18 protein-coding genes and 2 rRNA genes are annotated in these 25185 nt (G+C 40.1%); 13 read left to right on the top strand and 7 right to left on the bottom strand.

Going from position 1 to position 25185, the window contains the following annotated elements; genetic code table 11:
• Nucleotides 1–19: 19 nt before the first annotated feature.
• A complete protein-coding gene (locus tag AC6BKE_RS25415) occupies nt 20–1870 on the bottom strand; it encodes a transglycosylase domain-containing protein (RefSeq protein ID WP_036118104.1) in 1851 nt (616 codons plus the stop codon).
• 238 nt (nt 1871–2108) lie between these two features.
• Here AC6BKE_RS25415 and AC6BKE_RS25410 point away from each other — a divergent pair, with 238 nt between their 5' ends.
• Together AC6BKE_RS25410 and AC6BKE_RS25405 are read left to right on the top strand one after the other, a co-directional pair.
• Nucleotides 2109–2696 carry a peptidylprolyl isomerase gene (locus AC6BKE_RS25410; RefSeq protein ID WP_036118107.1) on the top strand — a complete coding sequence of 196 codons (588 nt, stop codon included), beginning with the start codon at nt 2109–2111 and terminating at the stop codon, nt 2694–2696.
• 22 nt (nt 2697–2718) lie between these two features.
• Nucleotides 2719–2931 (top strand): hypothetical protein, encoded by a 213-nt coding sequence (locus AC6BKE_RS25405; RefSeq protein WP_089934031.1) that lies wholly within the window; start codon nt 2719–2721, stop codon nt 2929–2931.
• A gap of 60 nt (nt 2932–2991) precedes the next feature.
• Here AC6BKE_RS25405 and AC6BKE_RS25400 read toward each other — a convergent pair whose 3' ends face one another.
• Both AC6BKE_RS25400 and AC6BKE_RS25395 read right to left on the bottom strand, forming a co-directional pair.
• Nucleotides 2992–4410, bottom strand: a complete 1419-nt coding sequence (locus tag AC6BKE_RS25400; RefSeq protein WP_036118111.1) for a magnesium transporter CorA family protein — start codon at nt 4408–4410, stop codon at nt 2992–2994.
• A gap of 112 nt (nt 4411–4522) precedes the next feature.
• Nucleotides 4523–5692 carry a MalY/PatB family protein gene (locus AC6BKE_RS25395; protein WP_499858219.1) on the bottom strand — a complete coding sequence of 390 codons (1170 nt, stop codon included), beginning with the start codon at nt 5690–5692 and terminating at the stop codon, nt 4523–4525.
• 72 nt (nt 5693–5764) lie between these two features.
• Here AC6BKE_RS25395 and AC6BKE_RS25390 point away from each other — a divergent pair, with 72 nt between their 5' ends.
• Nucleotides 5765–6025, top strand: a complete 261-nt coding sequence (locus AC6BKE_RS25390; protein WP_080717041.1) for a DUF1871 family protein — start codon at nt 5765–5767, stop codon at nt 6023–6025.
• Between the two features lie 80 nt (nt 6026–6105).
• On the opposite strand, the gene AC6BKE_RS25385 is transcribed toward AC6BKE_RS25390, so the two are convergent.
• Nucleotides 6106–7446, bottom strand: coding sequence for a sodium-dependent transporter (locus AC6BKE_RS25385; RefSeq protein WP_036119854.1), 1341 nt, complete (start codon nt 7444–7446; stop codon nt 6106–6108).
• Nucleotides 7447–7665: 219 nt separating this feature from the next.
• Between AC6BKE_RS25385 and AC6BKE_RS25380 the strand changes: the two genes are divergently transcribed.
• Complete coding sequence (locus AC6BKE_RS25380; RefSeq protein ID WP_244504873.1) at nt 7666–7926, top strand: sigma factor; 261 nt, start codon at nt 7666–7668, stop codon at nt 7924–7926.
• Between the two features lie 366 nt (nt 7927–8292).
• On the top strand, nt 8293–8670 hold the full coding sequence (gene yugI / locus AC6BKE_RS25375) for a S1 domain-containing post-transcriptional regulator GSP13 (protein WP_036119858.1): 378 nt from the start codon (nt 8293–8295) through the stop codon (nt 8668–8670).
• 43 nt (nt 8671–8713) lie between these two features.
• Here yugI and AC6BKE_RS25370 read toward each other — a convergent pair whose 3' ends face one another.
• Nucleotides 8714–10021, bottom strand: coding sequence for an AAA-type ATPase lid domain-containing protein (locus AC6BKE_RS25370; RefSeq protein WP_058844857.1), 1308 nt, complete (start codon nt 10019–10021; stop codon nt 8714–8716).
• 145 nt (nt 10022–10166) lie between these two features.
• Here AC6BKE_RS25370 and pruA point away from each other — a divergent pair, with 145 nt between their 5' ends.
• The 5 genes from pruA (at nt 10167) to AC6BKE_RS25345 (ending at nt 17016) form a co-directional block, all read left to right on the top strand.
• Nucleotides 10167–11711: an L-glutamate gamma-semialdehyde dehydrogenase gene (gene pruA, locus AC6BKE_RS25365; protein ID WP_036119871.1), complete on the top strand. Its 1545-nt coding sequence runs from the start codon at nt 10167–10169 to the stop codon at nt 11709–11711.
• 251 nt (nt 11712–11962) lie between these two features.
• Nucleotides 11963–13156 (top strand): ornithine--oxo-acid transaminase, encoded by a 1194-nt coding sequence (locus AC6BKE_RS25360; RefSeq protein ID WP_036119876.1) that lies wholly within the window; start codon nt 11963–11965, stop codon nt 13154–13156.
• An 83-nt stretch (nt 13157–13239) separates the two neighbouring features.
• Nucleotides 13240–14484 (top strand): Glu/Leu/Phe/Val family dehydrogenase, encoded by a 1245-nt coding sequence (locus tag AC6BKE_RS25355; protein WP_036119879.1) that lies wholly within the window; start codon nt 13240–13242, stop codon nt 14482–14484.
• 265 nt (nt 14485–14749) lie between these two features.
• Nucleotides 14750–15913, top strand: coding sequence for an iron-containing alcohol dehydrogenase (locus AC6BKE_RS25350; protein WP_342503509.1), 1164 nt, complete (start codon nt 14750–14752; stop codon nt 15911–15913).
• Nucleotides 15914–16278: 365 nt separating this feature from the next.
• Nucleotides 16279–17016: a hypothetical protein gene (locus AC6BKE_RS25345; RefSeq protein WP_499858218.1), complete on the top strand. Its 738-nt coding sequence runs from the start codon at nt 16279–16281 to the stop codon at nt 17014–17016.
• A gap of 54 nt (nt 17017–17070) precedes the next feature.
• Here AC6BKE_RS25345 and AC6BKE_RS25340 read toward each other — a convergent pair whose 3' ends face one another.
• Nucleotides 17071–18054 (bottom strand): cation diffusion facilitator family transporter, encoded by a 984-nt coding sequence (locus tag AC6BKE_RS25340; RefSeq protein ID WP_036119886.1) that lies wholly within the window; start codon nt 18052–18054, stop codon nt 17071–17073.
• A 14-nt stretch (nt 18055–18068) separates the two neighbouring features.
• Nucleotides 18069–18791: an MgtC/SapB family protein gene (locus AC6BKE_RS25335; protein ID WP_036119888.1), complete on the bottom strand. Its 723-nt coding sequence runs from the start codon at nt 18789–18791 to the stop codon at nt 18069–18071.
• A 368-nt stretch (nt 18792–19159) separates the two neighbouring features.
• On the opposite strand from AC6BKE_RS25335, the gene AC6BKE_RS25330 reads away from it, so the two are divergent.
• The 3 genes from AC6BKE_RS25330 to AC6BKE_RS25320 all read left to right on the top strand — a co-directional run bounded on the left by AC6BKE_RS25330 (nt 19160) and on the right by AC6BKE_RS25320 (nt 25176).
• Nucleotides 19160–20059 (top strand): DMT family transporter, encoded by a 900-nt coding sequence (locus AC6BKE_RS25330; RefSeq protein WP_089935024.1) that lies wholly within the window; start codon nt 19160–19162, stop codon nt 20057–20059.
• Between the two features lie 269 nt (nt 20060–20328).
• A 16S ribosomal RNA gene (locus AC6BKE_RS25325) occupies nt 20329–21880 on the top strand.
• A gap of 368 nt (nt 21881–22248) precedes the next feature.
• Nucleotides 22249–25176, top strand: a 23S ribosomal RNA gene (locus AC6BKE_RS25320).
• The 16S and 23S rRNA genes sit together here, the layout of an rRNA operon.
• The last annotated feature ends 9 nt before the right edge of the window (nt 25177–25185 follow it).

Below are 25185 nucleotides of genomic sequence, written 5' to 3'. Positions count from 1 at the left end.
CTACCTCTTTGCTGTTTCACTACTCTAATAAAACATTAAATAATTGATGATGAATTTTGTATGCCTCTAATTTTTGCATGGATTGAGGTTTATCATAGCCTAGCCATACAGCCGCAGTATAACCATCATTAAGTCCGGCAAGCCAGTAGTCCCGATAGTCATTAGTTGTGCCTGTTTTTGCTCCTATATAGTCGCTGTTACTGTAAACCCCTTGTCCTGTCCCATTTGCCACAACATCAGCAAGAAGCTCACGCATATATTTCACCGTTTTCGGAGACCAGATTTGATTACGCTGTGTATCCCAACTATAAAGCTCAGTTCCATCTAAAGCTGTCACTTTACGAATACCATGAGCTAAAACATAGGAGCCATCGATAAAGCTTGTATAGGCATCTGCTAGCTCTAAGGCTGTCACACCGTAAGTTAGCCCACCCAATGAAGCGGCATAATTATGATCTTTCGCTACAATCGAACGGAAGTGAAAGCGATTAAGGTATTGAAAGGCCGTTTCAACGCCAATAGTTTCAAAGAGACGCAGTGCAGATGTGTTGTAGCTGTGTCGAAAAGCTGTACGGAGGGACACATCACCATACGTATAGCCCCCATAGTTTTGCGGACAGAACGAGCCAACACAGTATCTACCTCCATTGACAATAGAATCAGGTGTATGTGCTGACGTTTCAAAGAAAGGGGCATAGACTGCTAAAGGTTTAAAGGCTGATCCAGGCTGACGTGTTCCTTGGAATGCACGATGATAATCAAATTTTTCATAGTTTTTTCCTGCATACAAGCTGACAATTTCTCTTGATTGGTTTTCAATGACTGCACCAGCTGCTTGCAACGAACCTGTACCGAGAATAGCTGACATTTTAACCTCATCATGTTGCTGTTTATTTGGATCAAGTGCAGTTTGAATGATGAGTCCATTTTGAAATAGTGTATCTAGTCGATTATCTAATTGTGCTTTAATTTTTTTCTTTTCTTCCTCATTCTCTGTATTGCTCAGTCGATCCGCATAACCCTCTTTTTCAGCAACTAACCACTTTAGCTCTTGAAGAACGTAAGTGCTATACATTGGATAACTTTGAATTTTATCTTTCACATTTAATGTAATCGGCTCAGCTTTGTAGGTAGCTGCATTTTCCTTTGTAATAGCGCCATTAACTGCTAGCGTATCTAACAAACGCTCCTGTCTCGCTTTAGTTTGATCGAAATTTTTCAAAGGATTATAAAGAGAGGGGTTATTTGGGATCGCCGCAATAAAAGCAATTTCAGCAATGCTTAATTCTTGAAGTGGCTTTTGAAAATAATAGGTCGCTGCTCCACCGATACCATAAACTTGGTTGCTAAAATAGGATTCATTAAGATACATTGTTAAAATAGTTTCTTTATCAAATTCTTTTTCTAATTCATGCGCATAAAAAAGCTCTGTTAATTTCCGCTCATATGTTTTTTCATCAGATAAATAACGCATTCGAACGAGCTGCTGTGTAATCGTACTACCACCTTGAGAGGCTGTGTTGCTATTCGAATTGGCTACAACTGCACGAATGATTGCACTTAAATCAAAACCGATATGCTCATAAAAATCAGCATCTTCACTTGTAATGAATATTTCCTGGGCAATTTGTGGAATTTCTTGTAAGGTTAACGGCTGTCGCCATTCGACATATTCCTCGCTAAATGTTTGCCCATTTCGATCAATTAGAGTGACAGGAAGTTGGGTTTGTACCTCAGGTAAATGAATAGCACTCGATATTTGTTCCTCATGTGCTTGAGCGGTATTGATTTCTGTCCTAATGTTTGTACTAATCCACCATAAAGCAGGTAGGGATAGTAATATAATAAAAAAACCAAAAGCCTTTTTCATGTGTGCCTCCACTCTTTCGATAAATCCTTCATCAGAATAACATATTTTGGATTGATTCCAAATACTCGCTCAGACCTATTTCCTTGGTTTTGATTATGAAAGTTAAAATTGCAAAAATCGTCAATACTTTGATGAAGAAAACCAATAAGAAGTATGTTAGACTAAAATGAGGTCGGAAAGGATGCATTAGTCATTTTTTTCATTGAAACTGAAATTTATCATTAAAGGAGAGACTTCCATGTTTCCACAATTAACAACAGACGTACAAGCAGGCGAAGTGCTTGTAGAAATGAACACAACACTAGGTGCTATCAAAATTAAGTTGTTCCCTGAGCATGCACCCAAAACGGTTGAGAACTTTTTAGGCCATGCTAAATCAGGTTACTATAATGGCATTATTTTCCACCGTGTTATTCAAGACTTCATGGTTCAAGGTGGAGACCCAACTGGTACTGGTATGGGTGGAGAATCGATTTGGGGTAATTCTTTTGAAGATGAATTCTCAGATAACTTGTTTAACCTGCGCGGTGCGCTATCAATGGCAAATGCGGGTCCAAACACAAATGGCTCTCAATTCTTTATCGTACAAATGAAGCATCTGCCAAGTGATATGCTTCGCCAATTACAAGGAGCTGGTTTCCCAGAGGAGATCATTGAAGCTTATGCACAAAATGGTGGTACACCTTGGTTAGACCATAAACACACAGTATTCGGTCATGTTGTGGAAGGTATGGACATTGTGGACAAAATTGCGGATGTTGAAAAAGATTTCCGCGATAAACCATTAGAAGATGTGAAAATTGAGTCAATTACAGTTTTTGAATAATACTTATAAGGACGTGTAGAGTATGCAAAACTTTATGTACCAATTTTTATATATCCCTGAAGACAAATCAGGTTATATTCCAGCGGCTTTTGAGTTTTTAATCATGCTTATTCTATGTATTATCGTGTTTATGCTTTTTAGAAAAATTTCTAAGAAACAGGAAATGAAATCAAAAGAAATCGAAGCACGTATTCTAGCAGATAAGAAAAATACAAACAATCAACAAAACATTTAGCTAAAAAAGAATCTGCTTCCCACATTAGATGTTAAGGGTAAGCAGATTCTTTTTTATAGATCATTTTTTATAACGACGAATCATATTTTGCACCGTCTTGAAGCCAGTGAAACAAACGAGTACAAGCGATAAACCAATCCCACTTAATGCGGTAATAAACGCTAGCCATTCGAATAGTGTATAACTCCAAATACTCTCGAAATCACTGCTATCCTTCCACCCCTCAATAACTAAGTTCATACCGTAAATACCAGATACCACAGTAAATACAGTTAAAATAAACAGTAAATTATTACTTCTATTATCTGATTGATCCTCTTGTGTGCGATACAAACTGTCCAATGTCGCTTTGGTTTCTACATAATGCTCATTAATACGGAACAGCTTTCGTAGCATTTGGGAAATTTCTCTTCCTTCCGTTCGAACAATCACTTCTTCAAAATAATAGCGTGCCGAAAATTTTGTAATTAATTCAATTAATTCATTCACAACGAGCTTATCCTTGCCCCATTTGATTTCACTATATTCATAGGACAACTTTAAGAGCATCATTTTGTAAAAATAATGAATGAAAAGATTATAATAGTGTGTTCCCATAAACTCTTGAATGCTATGTGTACACTTTTCAAAGGGCAAATTCGTAAGGGTCATTTGTGCCTGTGCCGAAGTAATAATATAGCTATTGGGTGCCCAACGTGTATGTGCATGGTCTTGCACATATTGCGCAATATATTGAGCGTTTGTGCTGGAAATAAAGGGCTTGCCTGCAGGTGTTCTACCATCTACTTGTCCTAATCGAAATAAATGCTCAGGTAATATGTCTGCTTCTTTCTCAGCAATTAAATAGGCAGAAGCATACATCCGCTCATCCTCGAAAAACGGTAATCCTTCGTAGCTAGTGTCTTGTTGATGCTGTAAAAAAGGCTGTAAATAGGGGATAAAATAGTTAAATAATAGTTCACTGGTTGAAGAACAATGGCCAAAGGAAAAATGATGACTCGCCCCTTTTTCTTCTCGAAGCTTAGCCTCCAGTACTCTAAAATAGTGAATAAAATTTAAAATGTCACTTATATCATGTGGGGTATCTGTTATATTTGTTCTCACGGTTATAATACCGTTTCCAAAAGGACATAGTGTTACATCAATACTCGTGATTTCATAATGAATACGACTGTCTAGATGATGTAAGGAGCCTTGGGTATAGAATGCTTTTGAAAACCGAATAAAGTCAGGGCTATTCATATCGTATGGGAATAATTTATCCTCTAAAAAGGGATAGAAAAACTGGGCAAGCTCCTCATGGATGATTGTCGTATCACCATAAAAGGCATTTTCAAGAGCTGTATTATTTAGGGTGAAAAAAGTAAAACCTTCCTTTAGTAGTACCTCTCCAATTTTTTGACGGTTTTTCGTGGAATAGGCAAAGGGAAATAAGAATGTCATATATGCACGTTTAATCATTAATGGCGCTAAGTCCATGAAAACACCTCTTTTTACATCCGATTGATAAGAAACTTTTCCACAAAATCATTATTTTAAACATATAAAAGGATATCTCCAAAAGTTGAGATATCCTTTTTACTGTCATTTTCTATTCAAACACTTTTTTAAAGCGTTTTACACCATCTTGAACGGTTTCAAATGAACAAGCGACATTCATACGTAGGAAGCCATGACCTTCTTCCCCATATTTTGTCCCTGGCTCTAATGCAAGCTTTCCGATTTTTAATAAGCGATTCATGATGTCCTTTTCTTCAAGCTCTAGCTCGCGGTAATCAATCCAGATTAAATAAGTGGATTGTGGTATTGTGACACGAATGCCTGGAAGCTGCTCTAACTCGGCTTTTACATATTCCATATTTGTAGAAATATATGGAAGTAACTCGTCTAACCAAGGAGCTCCTTCTGTATAAGCGGCATGAAGTGCAACAGAGGCAAATGTATTTAACGAGCCTTGCCCACTTGCCATATTTATTGCCTCTAGCTGTAGACGTTTTTTCCTATCTGTTACGATCATATAAGAAACTTGAATTCCTGCTAAATTAAATGTTTTGGTAGGAGCCATGCAAGTAATAATACGATTGATCTCATCACCTGCAACCTTTGCTAGAGGAATATGCTTATCCCCGTTTAACATTAAATCAGCATGTATTTCATCAGAAATAATGATGACATCGTATTTAGCACAAAGTCGTACAATCTCCTTTAAAGTAGCTTCATCCCATACATAGCCTCCTGGATTGTGAGGGTTACATAATATGTAGGCTTTCACATCTTGCGCTAATGCCTGTTCAAAGGCTTCGAAATCATAGCCAATCACACCATCTTTTTCAACTAATGGGCAGCTTACAACTTCACGCCCATTACTTTTGGGGATGTTATAGAATGGTGGGTAGACTGGTGGCGAAATGAGTACTTTGTCACCAGGGTTTGTTAGGGCTACAATGCTATTTTGTAATGCCGCTACAACACCATTACAAAATAGGATAGATTCTTTATCAATATGCCAGGCATGGCGAGTATTTTGCCAGTCTACGATTGACTGAATCGCTTCTTCACCCATAAAACTATAGCCAAAAATAGTTTGTTCAGCGTGTTTCTGTAATGCCTTTGAAACGGCTATTGGTGCTGCAAAATCCATATCGGCTACCCACATTGGCAAGATATCTGACGCATCATCTAGGCCATATACCTTTTCCATTGCGTCCCATTTTACAGAGTTTGTACATCGACGTTTGAAAGTTTGATCAAAAATAGACAAGCAAATCACTCTTTTCTTTTTTATTTAATATGGTATCATACGGGTATGATCAAAGGATAACAGGTGAGTATTTTGGAAAATATAAAAATGAATCAAGCAGCTGTACATCTGCTAGAGGAGTGGGATCCATTCCACTTAGGTCCAGACCATTATGATACAGAAACGGCAGATGTAGTAGCAGCATTGCAAGGGATAGATGATCCATCGACACTTGCAAAAATTATTCAAGAAACATATGAGCATTCGTTTGAACAATGGATACCATTTGAAGATTGTGTAGCCATTTCTTACAAACTAATTGCTATTAAATTTGAAGCAAAATGTATTATTTAAAATATTTTGCATATTTCTTATAAAAAAAGGGGGCTGTCATTCGACAACCTCTTTTTAATGTGCACGTTTGAGGCTAGTTCTTATTTAAATAAAGGTAAAATCCCCTGAATGAAAATAATGAAAATGGCAATTGGAGAAACGAAACGAACTAAAATATACCAGATATTAAACATTAAGCTAGATGCGGCTAATTCCTTACGTGAAATATCCTTCGTATAATAATAACCTGCAAATATAGAAATAAGGAAGGCTCCTATCGGCATGCCGATGCTGTTCGTCAGAAAATCAACAAAGTCAAAAATAGAGCGATCTAATATTTTTACATCTGATAATATACCAAACGACAGCGCACTTGGGATACCGAAAATAAAAATGATGATTCCACCAATCCAAGCAATCTTTCTACGTTTTTCTGGATGGTCTCCAATCGCAATGGCTACAACAATTTCTAACATAGAAATGGAGGAAGTGACGGTAGCAAATAGCAACAGGATGAAAAAAATGGTTAAGAATAGACCACCAAGTGGCAACTGCTCGAAAACAGCTGGCAAAATAATGAAAACAAGGCCAGGCCCTTGGTCAGGCGTATAGCCTAGAGCGAATACTGCGGGGAAAATAACAAGACCCGCAAGTAAAGAAATAATAATATTCATGGAAGCTACATTGATTGCTGAATTACCAATCTTCTCTGTTTTAGACAAATAGGAAGCATATGTAATCATAACGGCAATACCTACACTTAAAGAGAAGAAGGCTTGTCCTAAAGCCATTAAAAATGTTTCAGCGTTAAAGTAAGACCAATCAGGCACAAACATAAATTTAACGCCTTCCATTGCGCCATCTAAAGTTAATGAGCGTATAACTAAGACAATGAAGAAAATAAAGAGCAAGGGCATCATCCATGTGCTGGCTTTTTCGATTCCACCCTTAATACCTGCCGATACAATCACTACTGTTAATAGCATGAATAGTCCCTGTACTAGAATGGCTTCGGAGGGGCTTGAAATAATATTGGTAAATAAATCTGCGTAATTCATCTCAGAACTAGCATTTGTTAGCTTAAATGTAATGGCACGACCCAAATAGCTTAAAATCCATCCACCAACAACACTATAAAACGATAAGATAAGGCCCGCAATCACCATGCCACCCCAGCCAATCAAATACCACGGCTTTCCTGGCGCTTGTTCCTTAAAGGAAGTGACAGCGTCTTTTTGCCCTCGACGACCAATCATAAACTCAGCAATAAGCACTGGTAAGCCGATAAAAAATGTACATAAAATGAATAATAAAATAAAGACACTACCGCCATTAGTACCTGCCATATAGGGGAATTTCCAAATGGCTCCTAACCCTATAGCACTTCCAGCAGCAGCTAAAATAAAACCAATTTTAGTTGTAAACTGATCTCTCGATGACACGAAAATAAATCCTCCTTATACTAAAGTTTTATTTTACCTCAATATTCTCATAACACAAGCAGATATCAGAAAATTGACGACGGATATTCCTATATCAGCAGCTATTTAGAAATAGAATAATAACATATTAGGAAGGGTCTTCTTTTTGAGTAAAAGGTATATTATTTTTGTAACAATTGGGTATAATATTTCGTTTCACTAACAAAAGGGGGAATCGCTTTGACGGAGTCGGACTTAATAGCAAGGGCCCAACAAGGAGATAAGGAGGCCTATACCGAGCTTATTCGTATCCATCAACGAACTGTTGAAAAATTTGCCTTTCAATGTGATGTACATAGGAATGATTTAGCTGATGTTTCACAGGAGGTATTTGTCAAATTGTACCGCTTTTTACATCAATTTAAGCAGGATCGTCTTACAACGTGGCTCTATAAAATCACCTTAAATGCTACTCGTGATTACTACCGCAAGGAACAATGACAGCAGGAAAAAGAGGACAAGCTACACGCTCAACAACAAAATAACTACTCATCTGCAGAAGATAATGTTCTTCTATTTGAAGAGGACAGGCTGTTACATAGTGCCATTCAAACTCTTGATGTAAAGTATCGCTATGCAATAAATCCATCCCAAACAACAATTAAAGTGGGCGTTAAACCAGAATCAATGCAGAAGATTGGTCAGCATTTAACCTTCCAGCTAAGTACAATGTCTACAGAAAAAGGCGGAGAACGTTGCATCATTACGGCCATTTCCGAGTAAGGAGATTTTTTGCCCCGTTTTTACACGTATGTTATAATTTAAGCGATATATACGTAGCAAACAAAAAGAAAGTGGGCAAAGGTTATGGTAAAAAAATATGAATTAGGAGACGTGTTGACCGGAAAAGTTACAGGTATTCAACCATACGGTGCATTCGTAGCACTAGATGACAATACGCAAGGCCTTGTGCATATTTCGGAAATAACGTACGGCTTTGTTAAAGACGTTAGTGAGTTTTTAGCTGTTGGGCAGGAAGTAGAAGTAAAAATTCTTGAAATCGATGAAGAGGCCGAAAAAATTAGTTTATCGATGAGAGCGCTACAGGAACGCCCCACATCAGTACGAAAAAAAGATGCACCGCCGCGTAAAACATTGCAGGACCGTGTAGATGAATCGGATGCAAATGGTTTTAATTCCTTAAAAGATAAGTTGCAAGACTGGATCGAACAATCAGGACACTAAAAAAACGAGGATACTTTCGACGGAAGGGATCCTCGTTTTTTTGCTATTGTTTTTTTATTTTTCGGATTCGATATTGCAGGTTTTGGCGACTCATGCCAAGTGCATTCGCTGCTTTTGTAATATTGCCCTCATATAAATTTAAGACATTTTGCACATAATATGATTCGGCTTCACGCAAATAAGCATCCAGTGGCATGACTTCATGATTTTGATGAAACATAAAAAATTCTGGCTCACGGTTGTTTGTGTCTTGCTGTTGTACCTTGAAGCGGAAATGGAGTGGCAATAAATCTGAAGTAACCGTTGACTCTGTTGTCATAAATGAAACGATTTCATCCAACAGCAGCTCAAGTTCCTTAAGATTTCCTGGCCAATCATATTGTAAAAATAATTCCTGTACATCTGGTGCAAGTTCAGTGACTTGGGAGGCAAAGCGTTCTCGATGTCGAGTAAAATAATCATCGACAAATGGAAGAATATCTTCTTTTCGATCCGTTAAATTAGGAATGGTAATAGCCATTGTTGCAAAGAAATAATAAAGTGACTTAGACAGCTTTTTTTCAGCGATCAATGTAATGGGGTCACTGCCCACACTTCCAATCAGCATATATTTGGACTGTGGAAGGGATTGTAGTATAGCTAAAAGTTGTTCCTGAATGTCTAAGCTCAAAAAATCTATGCGTTCAAAGAAAAAGGTATAGTCCGTATCTTCTTCTAACAGTTGCTGTAATTTATCCAGCACGGATTGAGCAGAACGGCGGCTGACAAGCGTCACAAAAGCTTCAGGATCTGGAGAGGCTGCATGGTGGATTCCTTCAGCCACTAAATCTTTCCCTGTGCCAGATTCACCAATTAATAATACAGGTAATTTTACGGCTGCTGCTTTTTTAGCATTCTCGATAACCTGCTTCATTGATTCTGAATCAGCTTTAATCATATCAAATGTTAATGGTTCATCATAACGACGAAGGGGTTGATAAACAAGCTTTTCAAGTGAGGTAATATCTCGAGCAAATTCTATTGCCCCGATGAGTTTACCTTCCACAAAAAGTGGAAAAGTATCATTGATTGTTGTAATTTCATGACCATTTTTATTCCAATAGGATTGTTTAACATTGATTTCCTTTTTTCCTGTTTGTAAAACACGCATTAATGTACTTTCGTGTTGACGGAACGAAAACATTTCAATAATGGAACGGTCCGCAAGTTCATCAAAATGAAATCCTTCAATTTCTTTCATTTTTGTATTGTAAATAATTGTTTTACCAGATAGGTCTACTGCATGGATACCAACGGATACATTTGTTGCAATAAACTCATAAAAAGGTAGTAAAGGTTCAGAATTTTTCATAAAAATGTGCACCTCAAAAATTTTTTACTTGAAATATGCAACGAAATTTTGCATTATAATAAGTGTAAGAATATTTTATACGCAAAGATATTTTGCGTCAATGTTTTTTGCATACCCAAATACATCTCACAAGGGAGGATTAAGTATGATTCCATACAAACACGAACCATTCACAGATTTTTCACAAGAGGCAAACTACAATGCTTATGTGGAGGCTTTAAATAAAGTTGAAGGTTACTTAGGTCAAGACTACCCACTTATTATTGGTGGCGAGCGCATTACAACAGAAGATAAAATCGTTTCGTACAATCCTGCAAAGAAAACAGAAGTGATCGGCCGTGTGTCAAAAGCAAGCAAAGAGTTAGCTGAAAAAGCGATGCAAGCAGCGGATGAAACATTCAAAACATGGAAAAAAGTTGACCCTGCGATTCGTGCTGACGTTTTGTTCAAAGCAGCAGCTATTATTCGTCGTCGTAAACATGAATTCTCTGCATTATTAACAAAAGAAGCAGGGAAACCATGGGCAGAGGCAGATGCAGATACAGCGGAAGCAATCGACTTCTTGGAATACTATGGTCGCCAAATGCTACGCATTAAAGGCGGTCAACCAGTAGAAAGCCGTCCAGGCGAATACAACCGTTATGACTATATTCCATTAGGAATCGGTATCGTTATTTCTCCTTGGAACTTCCCATTTGCTATCATGGCTGGTACAACAGTGGCCGCTTTAGTAACAGGGAACACAGTCTTATTAAAACCAGCTTCTACAACACCAGTAGTGGCGTATAAATTTATCGAAGTATTAGAAGAAGCAGGTCTTCCAGCAGGTGCTGTGAACTTCGTACCAGGTTCTGGTGCTGAAGTAGGCGACTACTTAGTTGATCATCCAAAAACACGCTTCATCAGCTTCACAGGTTCACGTGATGTTGGTTTACGTATCAACCAACGTGCTTCTGTATTAAATGATGGTCAAATTTGGATTAAACGTGTCATCGCTGAAATGGGCGGAAAAGATACAATCGTAGTTGATAAAGAAGCAGACTTAGAATTAGCTGCACAATCAATCGTCAAATCAGCATTTGGCTTCTCAGGTCAAAAATGTTCAGCCTGTTCTCGTGCAGTCATCGTAGAAGATGTATATGAGCAAGTTGTTAATCGTGTAGAAGAATTAACAAATGCTTTAACAGTTGGAGATCCAACAGATTTCAGCAACTTCATGGCAACAGTTATTGACCAAGCGGCATTCAACAAAATTACGGAATACATCGAAATCGGTAAAGGTGAAGGTCGTCTAGTGGCTGGTGGTACAGCAGATGATTCAGTTGGTTACTTCGTACAGCCAACTGTGTTCGCAGACGTAGAACCTTCTGCACGTATTATGAAAGAAGAAATCTTCGGGCCAGTGGTAGCGATCGCAAAAGCAAAAGATTTCGATCACGCTATTGAAATTGCGAACGATACAGAATACGGTTTAACAGGTGCAGTCATCACGAAAAACCGTGTGAACTTAGAAAAAGCACGTGAAGAATTCCATGTAGGTAACCTTTACTTCAACCGTGGCTGTACAGGTGCCATCGTTGGCTACCAACCATTTGGTGGCTTCAACATGTCAGGTACAGACTCAAAAGCAGGTGGCCCAGACTACCTACAACTGCATATGCAAGCAAAAACAACTTCAGAAATGCTTTAATTTTATATTGACGTTAGGGCTACTCTAATAAGTAGAAATTAAAGCATTATGACAGGATTTGCAAAACTTCTCCAGGTAATACTATCCCTGGCTCAAACCGTAGACACTCATGACGAGGTAGTTTATTTTGGAGAAGTGAGCAAATTTATGGTTGAATTGTTGCTGAATTCTTAATTATTCTACTCATAGAGATACATAGTCCCTATCTTCCATAGATTTTTCATCATGATTTAGTAAGGAGAGAATAGGATATGACAAAAACTCAACAAGTTATTGAACAAACACAAAATTATGGTGCAGCAAACTATCATCCACTGCCAATCGTAATTTCAGAGGCTGAGGGTGCTTGGGTTAAAGATCCAGAGGGCAACAAATATTTAGATATGCTATCAGCTTATTCAGCTGTAAACCAAGGACACCGTCACCCAAAAATTATTGCTGCTTTAAAAGAACAAGCTGATAAAGTAACGTTAACTTCACGTGCATTTTACAGCGAAAATCTTGGTGAATGGTATGAGCTAGTAGGAAAATTAACAAATAAAGAAATGGTCTTACCAATGAATACTGGTGCTGAAGCAGTAGAGACTGCCTTTAAAGCAGCTCGTCGTTGGGCATATGATGTAAAAGGCGTAGAAGATGGCAAGGCTGAAGTTATTGCATGTAATGGTAACTTCCACGGTCGTACAATGCTTGCTGTATCTTTATCTTCTGACGAAGAATACCGTCGTGGCTTCGGTCCAATGTTACCAAACGTTAAATTAGTAGACTATGGTAATCTTGAAGCATTAAAAGCAGCTATTACACCAAACACTGCAGCATTCTTAATCGAACCAATTCAAGGCGAAGCTGGTATTGTCATTCCAACAGAAGGCTTCTTAAAAGCTGCTCGTGAACTTTGCCGTGAAAACAACGTATTATTCATTGCTGACGAAATTCAAGCAGGTCTAGCACGTACTGGTAAAATGTTTGCTTGTGATTGGGAAGAAGTAGAACCAGATATGTACATCTTAGGTAAAGCACTAGGTGGCGGTGTATTCCCTATTTCTTGTGTGGCTGCAAACCGTAATATCCTAGGCGTATTCAACCCAGGTTCTCATGGTTCAACTTTCGGTGGAAATCCTTTAGCTTGTGCAGTTTCAATTGCATCAATTAAAGTGTTATTAGATGAAAAATTAGCAGAACGTTCACATGACCTTGGTGAATATTTCAAAGGTAAATTAAGAGAAATTAACAACCCGGTTATTAAAGAAGTACGTGGTCGTGGCTTATTTATCGGTATGGAATTAACAGAGGCAGCGCGTCCATACTGTGAAAAACTAAAAGAATTAGGTCTATTATGTAAAGAAACACATGATACAGTTATTCGTTTTGCACCACCACTTGTTATTTCTCAAGAGGATTTAGATTGGTCAATTGAACAAATTGAAAAAGTATTTAAACTTTAACAAAATGTTCACATTTTAATTCGGAAGTATGTTACAATGATGCCGATATACTATCATTAAAAAAAACAAAGAGGCGATTTAATATGTCTGAAAACTTAAATCTTTTCACATCAACACAAGATGTCATTCAAGATGCTCTAAATAAACTTGGCTATGATGAAGCAATGTATGAATTACTAAAAGAACCGCTTCGCATGCTACAAGTACGCATTCCAGTGAAAATGGATGATGGTACAACAAAAGTATTTACTGGTTACCGTGCACAACATAATGATGCTGTAGGACCAACTAAAGGTGGGGTTCGTTTCCACCCACAAGTGTCTGAGGAGGAAGTTAAAGCGCTTTCAATGTGGATGACATTGAAATGTGGTATTGTCGATCTACCATACGGTGGTGGTAAAGGCGGTGTCATTTGTGATCCTCGTCAAATGTCCATGGGCGAAATCGAACGTTTAAGCCGTGGTTATGTACGTGCAGTAAGTCAAATCGTAGGACCAACAAAAGATATTCCTGCGCCAGACGTATTTACAAATGCACAAATTATGGCATGGATGATGGATGAATATAGCCGCATGGATGAATTCAACTCTCCAGGCTTCATCACTGGTAAGCCACTAGTACTTGGTGGTTCTCAAGGTCGTGATCGTGCGACTGCACAAGGTGTTACAATCGTAATCGAAGAAGCAGCAAAAAAACGTGGCATTGACATTAAAGGTGCTCGCGTTGTGATTCAAGGATTTGGTAATGCAGGTAGCTTCCTTGCGAAATTCATGCATGATTTAGGTGCAAAAGTAATCGGTATTTCAGATGCTTATGGTGCACTGCATGATCCTGAAGGTTTAGATATCGACTATTTATTAGATCGTCGTGATAGCTTCGGAACAGTAACAACTTTATTTGAAAATACGATTTCAAACAAAGAATTATTAGAGCTTGATTGTGATATTTTAGTGCCAGCTGCTATTGAAAACCAAATTACTGCTGACAATGCACACAATATTAAAGCCACTATCGTAGTAGAAGCAGCAAACGGTCCAACAACATCTGAAGCAACTAAAATCTTAACAGAACGTGGCATTTTACTTGTACCAGACGTATTAGCCTCTGCTGGTGGTGTGACAGTTTCTTACTTTGAATGGGTACAAAATAACCAAGGTTATTATTGGACAGAAGAAGAAGTTGAAGAGCGTCTATACAAAAAAATGGTTGAAGCATTTGACAATGTTTATACAACAGCAACAACACGTAACATCAACATGCGCTTAGCGGCTTACATGGTAGGTGTTCGCCGTACTGCTGAAGCTTCACGCTTCCGTGGATGGGTTTAAGTAGAAGATAAATGAAACGAGTCATTCCTATATTAATGGGGTGACTCGTTTTTTCTTGTTTATTTGTTTGAATAAGGTACTCGAGGCGCTGTTGTACTAATCTAAGTAGTAATGACGTAATAAGTATACGCAATATTCCATTTATATAGAGGGTGACTCAACAAAATCTGAACAATCACTAGTATTATGATTGCAAAGTCGGCGTTTAATCTTTGCTTTCTCCAATATAAATATGAGAAAATCCAACTAGAAAGGGGCGAATTAAATGGATTCATTTACATTTTTTAACCCAGTGAAGCTCCATTTTGGTGAAGATGCACTGGAAAAATTACCGAACGAATTAGCGCAATATGGCGAGAAGGTACTAGTTGTCTATGGTGGCGGAAGCATCAAAGCAAATGGTGTTTACAATGCTGTTATAGAGAAATTACAACAGGCAAATAAAACAATAGTTGAATTAAGTGGTGTTGAACCAAATCCACGTGTGGAAACAGCGAGACGTGGTATTGAAATTTGTAAAACTGAAGGCATTGATTTAGTGCTAGCTATTGGTGGCGGCTCTGTTATTGATTGTTCCAAATTAATTGCTGCCGGTGCAAAATATAATGGTGATGCTTGGGATATCGTAAAACGTAAGGTAATTGTAGAGCAAGCCATACCGTTAGGAACGGTATTAACGCTTGCAGCTACTGGTTCTGAAATGAACTCAGGATCTGTTATTACCAATGCAGCTACCGAAGAAAAACTAAGCTGGGGTAGCCCAGCGACATTCCCGAAATTTTCAATACTGAATCCAGTCTATACGGTGACGGTACCTAAAAACCACACCGTTTATGGAATCGTTGATATGATGTCACATGTTTTCGAACAATATTTCCATAACACAACGAATACCCCGATTACAGATGAAATGTGTGAAGGAGTATTACGAACGGTTATTACGACAGCGCCCAAATTACTTGAGGATTTAGAGAGTACGACATTACGTGAAACGATTTTATTGGCGGGGACAATTGGTTTAAATGGATTCTTATCAATCGGCTCTCGTGGTGATTGGGCATCTCATAATATTGAGCATGCTGTATCCGCTGTATACGATATTCCACATGCAGGGGGATTAGCTATCCTCCAGCCACATTGGATGCGTTTAAATGTGCCTGTGAATCCTGAGCGTTTTGCGGGTATAGCAACACGTGTATTTGGGGTCGACGCAACAGGCAAGACAGTAGAAGAAGTTGCTTACGAAGGAATCGATCGTCTATCAGCATTTTGGACGTCATTAGGGGCGCCTAATCGCTTGGCTGATTATGATATTGATGATTCGAAATTCCAACAGATTGTAGAGCATGCTATGCAGAACGGTCCTTTTGGAAACTTTAATAAACTGCAAGAGGAAGATGTAAGAACCATTTTACAAAATTCTCTTTAAAACAATGAGTGTGAGGCTATGATTTATGGTCTTGCACGCATTGTTTTTTTTTAGGTTTCATGAATCGAAATGTTAAGAAAAATTAACGATTCATGTTGAATTTTGTCGTAGAAGTTTCTTAAGTCCTGCGATATAGTGAAATAGATAGATGAATAAGATGGTAGAAATATTATTTCTATTATTTTTAGGTGAGAAAAGTCATGTGAAAATTGAATTATTGGTTAATTATTGAAAACAATATTACTTTTGAATAAGAAGAAAAGTATTTTTGTCGTAATTGCTCGAATGATGTAAAGATGTTCAGAAATTGTTCAGCCATCTTTATTAAAATAATGACAATTTAAAACAAAGGGGAGAGGGATCAAATGTTGAAACGATTGTTAGAGAAGCGCATTGTTACATTAAATTGTGTGGAGATACCATTTCAACAGCATGTTTATAAAATGCAAAATTGTGTAGAAGTATTGGGAATTGAAGCGAAATCTCTACAAATTGAAAATAATAAAATTATCACAGGATACATTGATGATCAAAGTATATTTTTCAAAAGCTTACGTTTTGGGCAAACGATTATTCATTTTTCGGATGGTGTAAATAAAGCAATTGTACAATTATTTGTTCGTCCTTCTGGAGAAATTGTTGTAGAAGTAAAGCCTTATTTAGGAGAAGCTGAAATTGTCTCTGTGTATTATCGAACAATTTTAGCGGATACATTTATCGCAATTGATTTAAAAGGTGCTTTAAAACATTATCTGGTGGCCCATCAATTCATGAACAGAGAAGATTCGATTGCAGAGGTGCACTATCAATCCATGCATCCAAATGTTTTAAAGGATTCTTTTGCTGGACATTTTGTATTAGGTTGTCATACGGATGGCAGAGAAATTCAAAATGCTAATGAATATGCTTTAGCTAACCGTCAAGCTTCATTACAATTTTCGAAAATCATCATTCTACAAAGGGGGAAGAGAAAGGCGATAGCCTGTGACAGACTGCTTACTTTTATGATTACCAACCATGTCTTTGTTGGGTACGAGGATATACCTGATTATCAAAATGAAGTTGAAAATTATGTCAAACGAGATTGTTTAATACCAGTATAACAAATAGCCAACTGCCTGAAATATGGCAATTGGCTATTTGTTTTCTTTAAATGATTATATGGTGTCTTTTGGTTTTTCGTTAACATGTACCCAATTTGTTTTTCCATCATCTTCATCAAATAAAATCGCTACTTTCGATACCCCTTTTTGGCTTAAGATGACCTCTGTTAAATGGTCACGTACGTCATCTAAAAAAGCCAGCGATAAATGAGGATCCGCTTCAGCTACTAATTCGACATGCAAAAATTCTCCTTCTTTAATTACTTCAAGGCGGAAGATATCTTTAATATTGGGATCATCCATTACAATATGGGCGATGTGATTTAACATTTCCTCGTCAGTCTCCCCAATGACGCCACGAGCGTTATCTAGAAATACTTTACCGACAACATAAAACATCATCGCGCCAATAATCATCGAAACAAGACCTTCTATTCGGCCCCAACCAGTAAAGTAGGCAATTAAAATGGCAGCAAAGGCTAAAAAGTTTCCGCTAGTAGCAACTAAATCTTCCATAAAGACTAATTTGGTTGCAGGCTTTGCACGATTTAAATAAGAAAACGCTTTTGGAATTGTGGAGAGACCTGCTTTTTCTTGACCCGCTTCATGCAGCACTTCAGCAGCTGCTTTGGCAAGCACTGTACCCTCTAAAACAATCCCTATGAATAATACCCCGAGTGCAATTAGTATTCCACTAGACTCTCCTGTAGGATGAATAAAATGATGCCAACCTTCTTTTATCGTTTCATAAGAAAGGATAGCTACAATAATGACAGCAAATAAGCAGACTAAATTGACAATTCGACCGAAACCACCGGGAAATTGTTTTGTAGGTGCCTTTTTTGAAAGTGCTGAGCCTATATACACAAATAATTGGTTTGCTGCATCACCGAGAGAGTGCATCATTTCTGCAAACATGGCAACATTACCAGTTAAGAAAAAGGCGACTCCTTTGATGATTCCTAAAAAGGTGTTGACACATGCTGCCAATAGGGAGGGTTTGTTGCCATCCTTTAGTAATTTTAATAGTTCTGCCATAAAAAATCCTCCAACTAGTTTAAAATTTCCATTTCGATTTTTTCTATATAAGATAGTGCTCGTAATGAACGATAAAATGATAATAGGTTATCAGAGACAATTAAGGATAGCCGCAAGTCCAATTCATGTAAAACATTATCATTTTTTAAAGGTACATCTTTAATGCGGATATTTTCGATGATAATGTTGTTGTCCTTTAAAAATAATAGAAATGATTCCGTATGGTTGTCATCATCAATTTGGACTTTTAATAAAATTTCTCGCATTCGAATTCGCTTAGGTCCAATTTTCATCAGGAAAGGCGATAGTATTTCAATGCCGAACACAATAATTACGACAGCTAGCGTTGCATCCATATAAAATCCTGCACCAACTGCAATACCGATACCAGCGGCTCCCCATATCATGGCTGCAGTTGTTAATCCCGTAATGCTATCATTGCCACGTCTTAAAATGACACCTGCTCCAAGAAACCCAATCCCGCTGACAATTTGTGCAGCTAAACGGAGAGGATCCATCGTAATATTAATATCTTCTCTGGAAGGAGTTGAGTATGCTGTTTCAATGGAGATGATGGTTAATAGGCAGCTGAAAGTAGCAATAACTAAACTGGTTTTTAATCCAACTGGCTTCTTCTTTAATTCCCTTTCGATACCGATCACTAAACTTAATGTGGCTGCAATAATTAATTTTATGCCAACTTCATATGTAATCATATTTTCCAATAATGTTTCCATACACAACCCTCCATAGATATTTCGTATTGCTAAGAGATATGCAAGCTGTCATTATTATATGTGCATTACTTTTTTGTATTGTACATCATGGAAGTAAGGAAATATAATTATTTTTTTCTTGATTAAGCAGATGTTTTTTTGAAATGAAAGAGAAGTATCAGACATAGAAAATCTCCTTCTTGTAATGAATGGAGTGGAGCTTGTTTTTTCAGCGGGGATTCAAACACCTGGTGAAATAGGGGAACCTATGTGCTAAGGTAATGTGTTTGCATGAGGCAGATCAATTAACTGTTGTTACAAGACGTAATAGCTTCTGGGGATTCAGTTAGAATATTACGCGCGAGGCATCAATGATGGAGGTGAGATTTTTGGAGCAACCTAAAATTCATCCATACATCCCAATCGTAATTGGTGTTATTTCAGTATCCATGTCCGCTATTTTTGTGAAATTAGCATCAGCGGAAGCTGGCATCATAGCTTTTTATCGTATGCTATTTTCTGTTTTAATAATGGCACCGTTATTTTTGAGGAAGTATACAAAGGAGTTAACAGCTTTAAGGAGACGTGATTGGTTATTTTCTTCAGTTGCGGGAATCTTTTTAGCTTTCCATTTTATTTTATGGTTTGAATCACTCAACTATACTTCAGTAGCAAGCTCTACAGTTTTGGTGACATTACAGCCGTTGTTTGCATTTGTGGGAACATACTTTTTCTTTAAAGAGAAGATAACAAAGAAAACGATCGTTGCAGGTACCATCGCTATAGTAGGTAGTGTGTTAATCAGTTGGGGAGATTTTAAAGTAAGTGGAACAGCTTTTTATGGAGATATACTTGCGCTCATTGCTTGTGCGCTTGCTACGGCTTATTTTCTATTAGGACAGGATGTGCGTAAAAGATTATCTTTAATGACGTATACGATGGTTGTGTATGTTGTGTGTACCATTACTTTACTTTTTTATGTATTGATTAAAGGAGAATCTTTTGGTCCATACTCTTCGATGGATTGGTTATGGTTTTTCTTATTAGCGTTAGTCCCTAATTTATTGGGTCATACTCTATTTAATTGGTCTATTAAATATGTTAGTACGAATGTTGTTTCAATCGCTATATTATTTGAACCTGTAGGGGCAGCTCTTTTAGCCTTGCTGATATTTAAAGAGTATTTGATTATGACACAAATCATTGGTGGATTGATTGTATTAGCAGGGATTCTATTGTTTGTCATCGATGTTAAAAAGATTTTTAATTTTTTTACGAAAAATGCTTGATTTTTATAATGCTATATTATATATTATTACTTGTCCTTAACAAGAAGGAACGCTTGAAAATAAAGTTTTAAAAAGTTGTTGACTTCTTGTTGTGAACAAGATATGATAATAAAGTCGCTGAAAACGACTTGAATAAAATGAACCTTGAAAACTGAACAAGCAAAACGTAATCAATAAAGTTTTCAGTAACTAACTTCGGTTAGTGAACGAAACAAAATTTTGGACATCAAAATGATGCCAGCAAAACAATTTGAGCTATTCAAATTTCTTTTATGGAGAGTTTGATCCTGGCTCAGGACGAACGCTGGCGGCGTGCCTAATACATGCAAGTCGAGCGAACAGAGAAGGAGCTTGCTCCTTCGACGTTAGCGGCGGACGGGTGAGTAACACGTGGGCAACCTACCTTATAGTTTGGGATAACTCCGGGAAACCGGGGCTAATACCGAATAATCTGTTTCACCTCATGGTGAAACACTGAAAGACGGTTTCGGCTGTCGCTATAGGATGGGCCCGCGGCGCATTAGCTAGTTGGTGAGGTAACGGCTCACCAAGGCGACGATGCGTAGCCGACCTGAGAGGGTGATCGGCCACACTGGGACTGAGACACGGCCCAGACTCCTACGGGAGGCAGCAGTAGGGAATCTTCCACAATGGGCGAAAGCCTGATGGAGCAACGCCGCGTGAGTGAAGAAGGATTTCGGTTCGTAAAACTCTGTTGTAAGGGAAGAACAAGTACAGTAGTAACTGGCTGTACCTTGACGGTACCTTATTAGAAAGCCACGGCTAACTACGTGCCAGCAGCCGCGGTAATACGTAGGTGGCAAGCGTTGTCCGGAATTATTGGGCGTAAAGCGCGCGCAGGTGGTTTCTTAAGTCTGATGTGAAAGCCCACGGCTCAACCGTGGAGGGTCATTGGAAACTGGGAGACTTGAGTGCAGAAGAGGATAGTGGAATTCCAAGTGTAGCGGTGAAATGCGTAGAGATTTGGAGGAACACCAGTGGCGAAGGCGACTATCTGGTCTGTAACTGACACTGAGGCGCGAAAGCGTGGGGAGCAAACAGGATTAGATACCCTGGTAGTCCACGCCGTAAACGATGAGTGCTAAGTGTTAGGGGGTTTCCGCCCCTTAGTGCTGCAGCTAACGCATTAAGCACTCCGCCTGGGGAGTACGGTCGCAAGACTGAAACTCAAAGGAATTGACGGGGGCCCGCACAAGCGGTGGAGCATGTGGTTTAATTCGAAGCAACGCGAAGAACCTTACCAGGTCTTGACATCCCGTTGACCACTGTAGAGATATAGTTTCCCCTTCGGGGGCAACGGTGACAGGTGGTGCATGGTTGTCGTCAGCTCGTGTCGTGAGATGTTGGGTTAAGTCCCGCAACGAGCGCAACCCTTGATCTTAGTTGCCATCATTTAGTTGGGCACTCTAAGGTGACTGCCGGTGACAAACCGGAGGAAGGTGGGGATGACGTCAAATCATCATGCCCCTTATGACCTGGGCTACACACGTGCTACAATGGACGATACAAACGGTTGCCAACTCGCGAGAGGGAGCTAATCCGATAAAGTCGTTCTCAGTTCGGATTGTAGGCTGCAACTCGCCTACATGAAGCCGGAATCGCTAGTAATCGCGGATCAGCATGCCGCGGTGAATACGTTCCCGGGCCTTGTACACACCGCCCGTCACACCACGAGAGTTTGTAACACCCGAAGTCGGTGAGGTAACCTTTTGGAGCCAGCCGCCGAAGGTGGGATAGATGATTGGGGTGAAGTCGTAACAAGGTAGCCGTATCGGAAGGTGCGGCTGGATCACCTCCTTTCTAAGGATTATTTCGGAATACAAACCTAGGGTTTGTAAGATTACGTTTTGCGTTCAGTTTTGAAGGTTCATTCTTCTTGAATGAATTACTTCTAATTATGTGCTCCTGTCGCTACGCTTTCGTCGCAAAGCTGCGAGATGTAGAAGCAGGCAGTAGCTTTGTTCTTTGAAAACTGGATAAAACGACATTGAAATTGTAACAAACACATTTATTTTTTAAGTTTTTTATAGGCTTAATAACATTAAAAGGGTTTCAAGACACGAGCAGTTCTAGGAAGCAATCGAGTGAATGAAGGAGCGTACTTGAGTACGTGACTGATTGAACGAGTGAAGCTGACAACGAAATGTGATGTGTATTGAAAGCCGTTAGGTTAAGTTATTAAGGGCGCACGGCGAATGCCTTGGCACTAGGAGCCGAAGAAGGACGGCACTAACACCGATATGCTTCGGGGAGCTGTAAGTGAGCTTTGATCCGGAGATTTCCGAATGGGGGAACCCACTACGTTTAATCGCGTAGTATCTTGACGTGAATACATAGCGTCTTGAAGGCAGACCCAGGGAACTGAAACATCTAAGTACCTGGAGGAAGAGAAAGAAAAATCGATTCCCTGAGTAGCGGCGAGCGAAACGGGAAGAGCCCAAACCAAGAGGCTTGCCTCTTGGGGTTGTAGGACACTCAATACGGAGTTACAAAAGAGCGAGTTAGATGAAGCGACTTGGAAAGGTCCGCCAGAGCAGGTAAAAGCCCTGTAGTCGAAAGTTCGTTCTCTCCTGAGTGGATCCTGAGTACGGCGGAACACGTGAAATTCCGTCGGAATCCGGGAGGACCATCTCCCAAGGCTAAATACTACCTAGTGACCGATAGTGAACCAGTACCGTGAGGGAAAGGTGAAAAGCACCCCGGAAGGGGAGTGAAAGAGATCCTGAAACCGTGTGCCTACAAGTAGTTAGAGCCCGTTAATGGGTGATAGCGTGCCTTTTGTAGAATGAACCGGCGAGTTACGATTACGTGCGAGGTTAAGCTTTAGAAGGCGGAGCCGCAGCGAAAGCGAGTCTGAATAGGGCGAAATAGTACGTGGTCGTAGACCCGAAACCAGGTGATCTACCCATGTCCAGGGTGAAGGTAAGGTAACACTTACTGGAGGCCCGAACCCACGCACGTTGAAAAGTGCGGGGATGAGGTGTGGGTAGCGGAGAAATTCCAATCGAACTTGGAGATAGCTGGTTCTCTCCGAAATAGCTTTAGGGCTAGCCTCGTGATGAGAATACTGGAGGTAGAGCACTGTTTGGACTAGGGGGCCATCCCGGTTTACCGAATTCAGACAAACTCCGAATGCCAGATATTTATACACGGGAGTCAGACTGCGAGTGATAAGATCCGTAGTCAAAAGGGAAACAGCCCAGACCACCAGCTAAGGTCCCAAAGTAATCGTTAAGTGGAAAAGGATGTGGCGTTGCACAGACAACCAGGATGTTGGCTTAGAAGCAGCCATCATTTAAAGAGTGCGTAATAGCTCACTGGTCGAGTGACGCTGCGCCGAAAATGTATCGGGGCTAAACGATTCACCGAAGCTGTGGATTGACATCTACGATGTCAGTGGTAGGAGAGCGTTCTAAGTGCGTTGAAGTCAGACCGGAAGGACTGGTGGAGCGCTTAGAAGTGAGAATGCCGGTATGAGTAGCGAAAGACGGGTGAGAATCCCGTCCACCGTATGACTAAGGTTTCCTGAGGAAGGCTCGTCCGCTCAGGGTTAGTCGGGACCTAAGCCGAGGCCGATAGGCGTAGGCGATGGACAACAGGTTGATATTCCTGTACCACCTCCTCACCGTTTGAGAAATGGGGGGACGCAGTAGGATAGGGTAAGCGCGCTGTTGGTTATGCGCGTCCAAGCAGTAAGGCGTGTGTGTAGGCAAATCCGCACACTGTAACGTTGAGCTGTGATGGCGAGTCCGTATGGACGAAGTTCCTGATTTCACACTGCCAAGAAAAGCCTCTATCGAGGTGAGAGGTGCCCGTACCGCAAACCGACACAGGTAGTCGAGGAGAGAATCCTAAGGTGTGCGAGAGAACTCTCGTTAAGGAACTCGGCAAAATGACCCCGTAACTTCGGGAGAAGGGGTGCTCTTGAGCGTGCAAGCGCATGAGAGCCGCAGTGAATAGGCCCAGGCGACTGTTTAGCAAAAACACAGGTCTCTGCAAAACCGTAAGGTGACGTATAGGGGCTGACGCCTGCCCGGTGCTGGAAGGTTAAGAGGAGTGGTTAGCGCAAGCGAAGCTGCGAATTGAAGCCCCAGTAAACGGCGGCCGTAACTATAACGGTCCTAAGGTAGCGAAATTCCTTGTCGGGTAAGTTCCGACCCGCACGAAAGGCGTAACGATCTGGGCACTGTCTCAACGAGAGACTCGGTGAAATTATAGTACCTGTGAAGATGCAGGTTACCCGCGACAGGACGGAAAGACCCCGTGGAGCTTTACTGTAGCCTGATATTGAATTTTGGTACAACTTGTACAGGATAGGTAGGAGCCAGAGATCTCGGAGCGCCAGCTTCGAAGGAGGCGTCGGTGGGATACTACCCTGGTTGTATTGAAATTCTAACCCATGCCCCTTAGCGGGGCAGGAGACAGTGTCAGGCGGACAGTTTGACTGGGGCGGTCGCCTCCTAAAAGGTAACGGAGGCGCCCAAAGGTTCCCTCAGAATGGTTGGAAATCATTCGTAGAGTGTAAAGGCACAAGGGAGCTTGACTGCGAGACCTACAAGTCGAGCAGGGTCGAAAGACGGGCTTAGTGATCCGGTGGTTCCGCATGGAAGGGCCATCGCTCAACGGATAAAAGCTACCCCGGGGATAACAGGCTTATCTCCCCCAAGAGTCCACATCGACGGGGAGGTTTGGCACCTCGATGTCGGCTCATCGCATCCTGGGGCTGTAGTCGGTCCCAAGGGTTGGGCTGTTCGCCCATTAAAGCGGTACGCGAGCTGGGTTCAGAACGTCGTGAGACAGTTCGGTCCCTATCCGTCGTGGGCGTAGGAAATTTGAGAGGAGCTGTCCTTAGTACGAGAGGACCGGGATGGACACACCGCTGGTGTACCAGTTGTCTTGCCAAAGGCATCGCTGGGTAGCTATGTGTGGACGGGATAAGTGCTGAAAGCATCTAAGCATGAAGCCCCCCTCAAGATGAGATTTCCCATTACGCAAGTAAGTAAGATCCCTCAAAGACGATGAGGTAGATAGGTTCGAGGTGGAAGTGTGGTGACACATGGAGCTGACGAATACTAATCGATCGAGGACTTAACCAAAATGTTTGA

Source organism: Lysinibacillus sp. COL-1, assembly GCF_059814265.1.
Note: the sequence above shows the minus strand (reverse complement) of the source record. Positions and strands in the feature narration are given on the sequence as shown.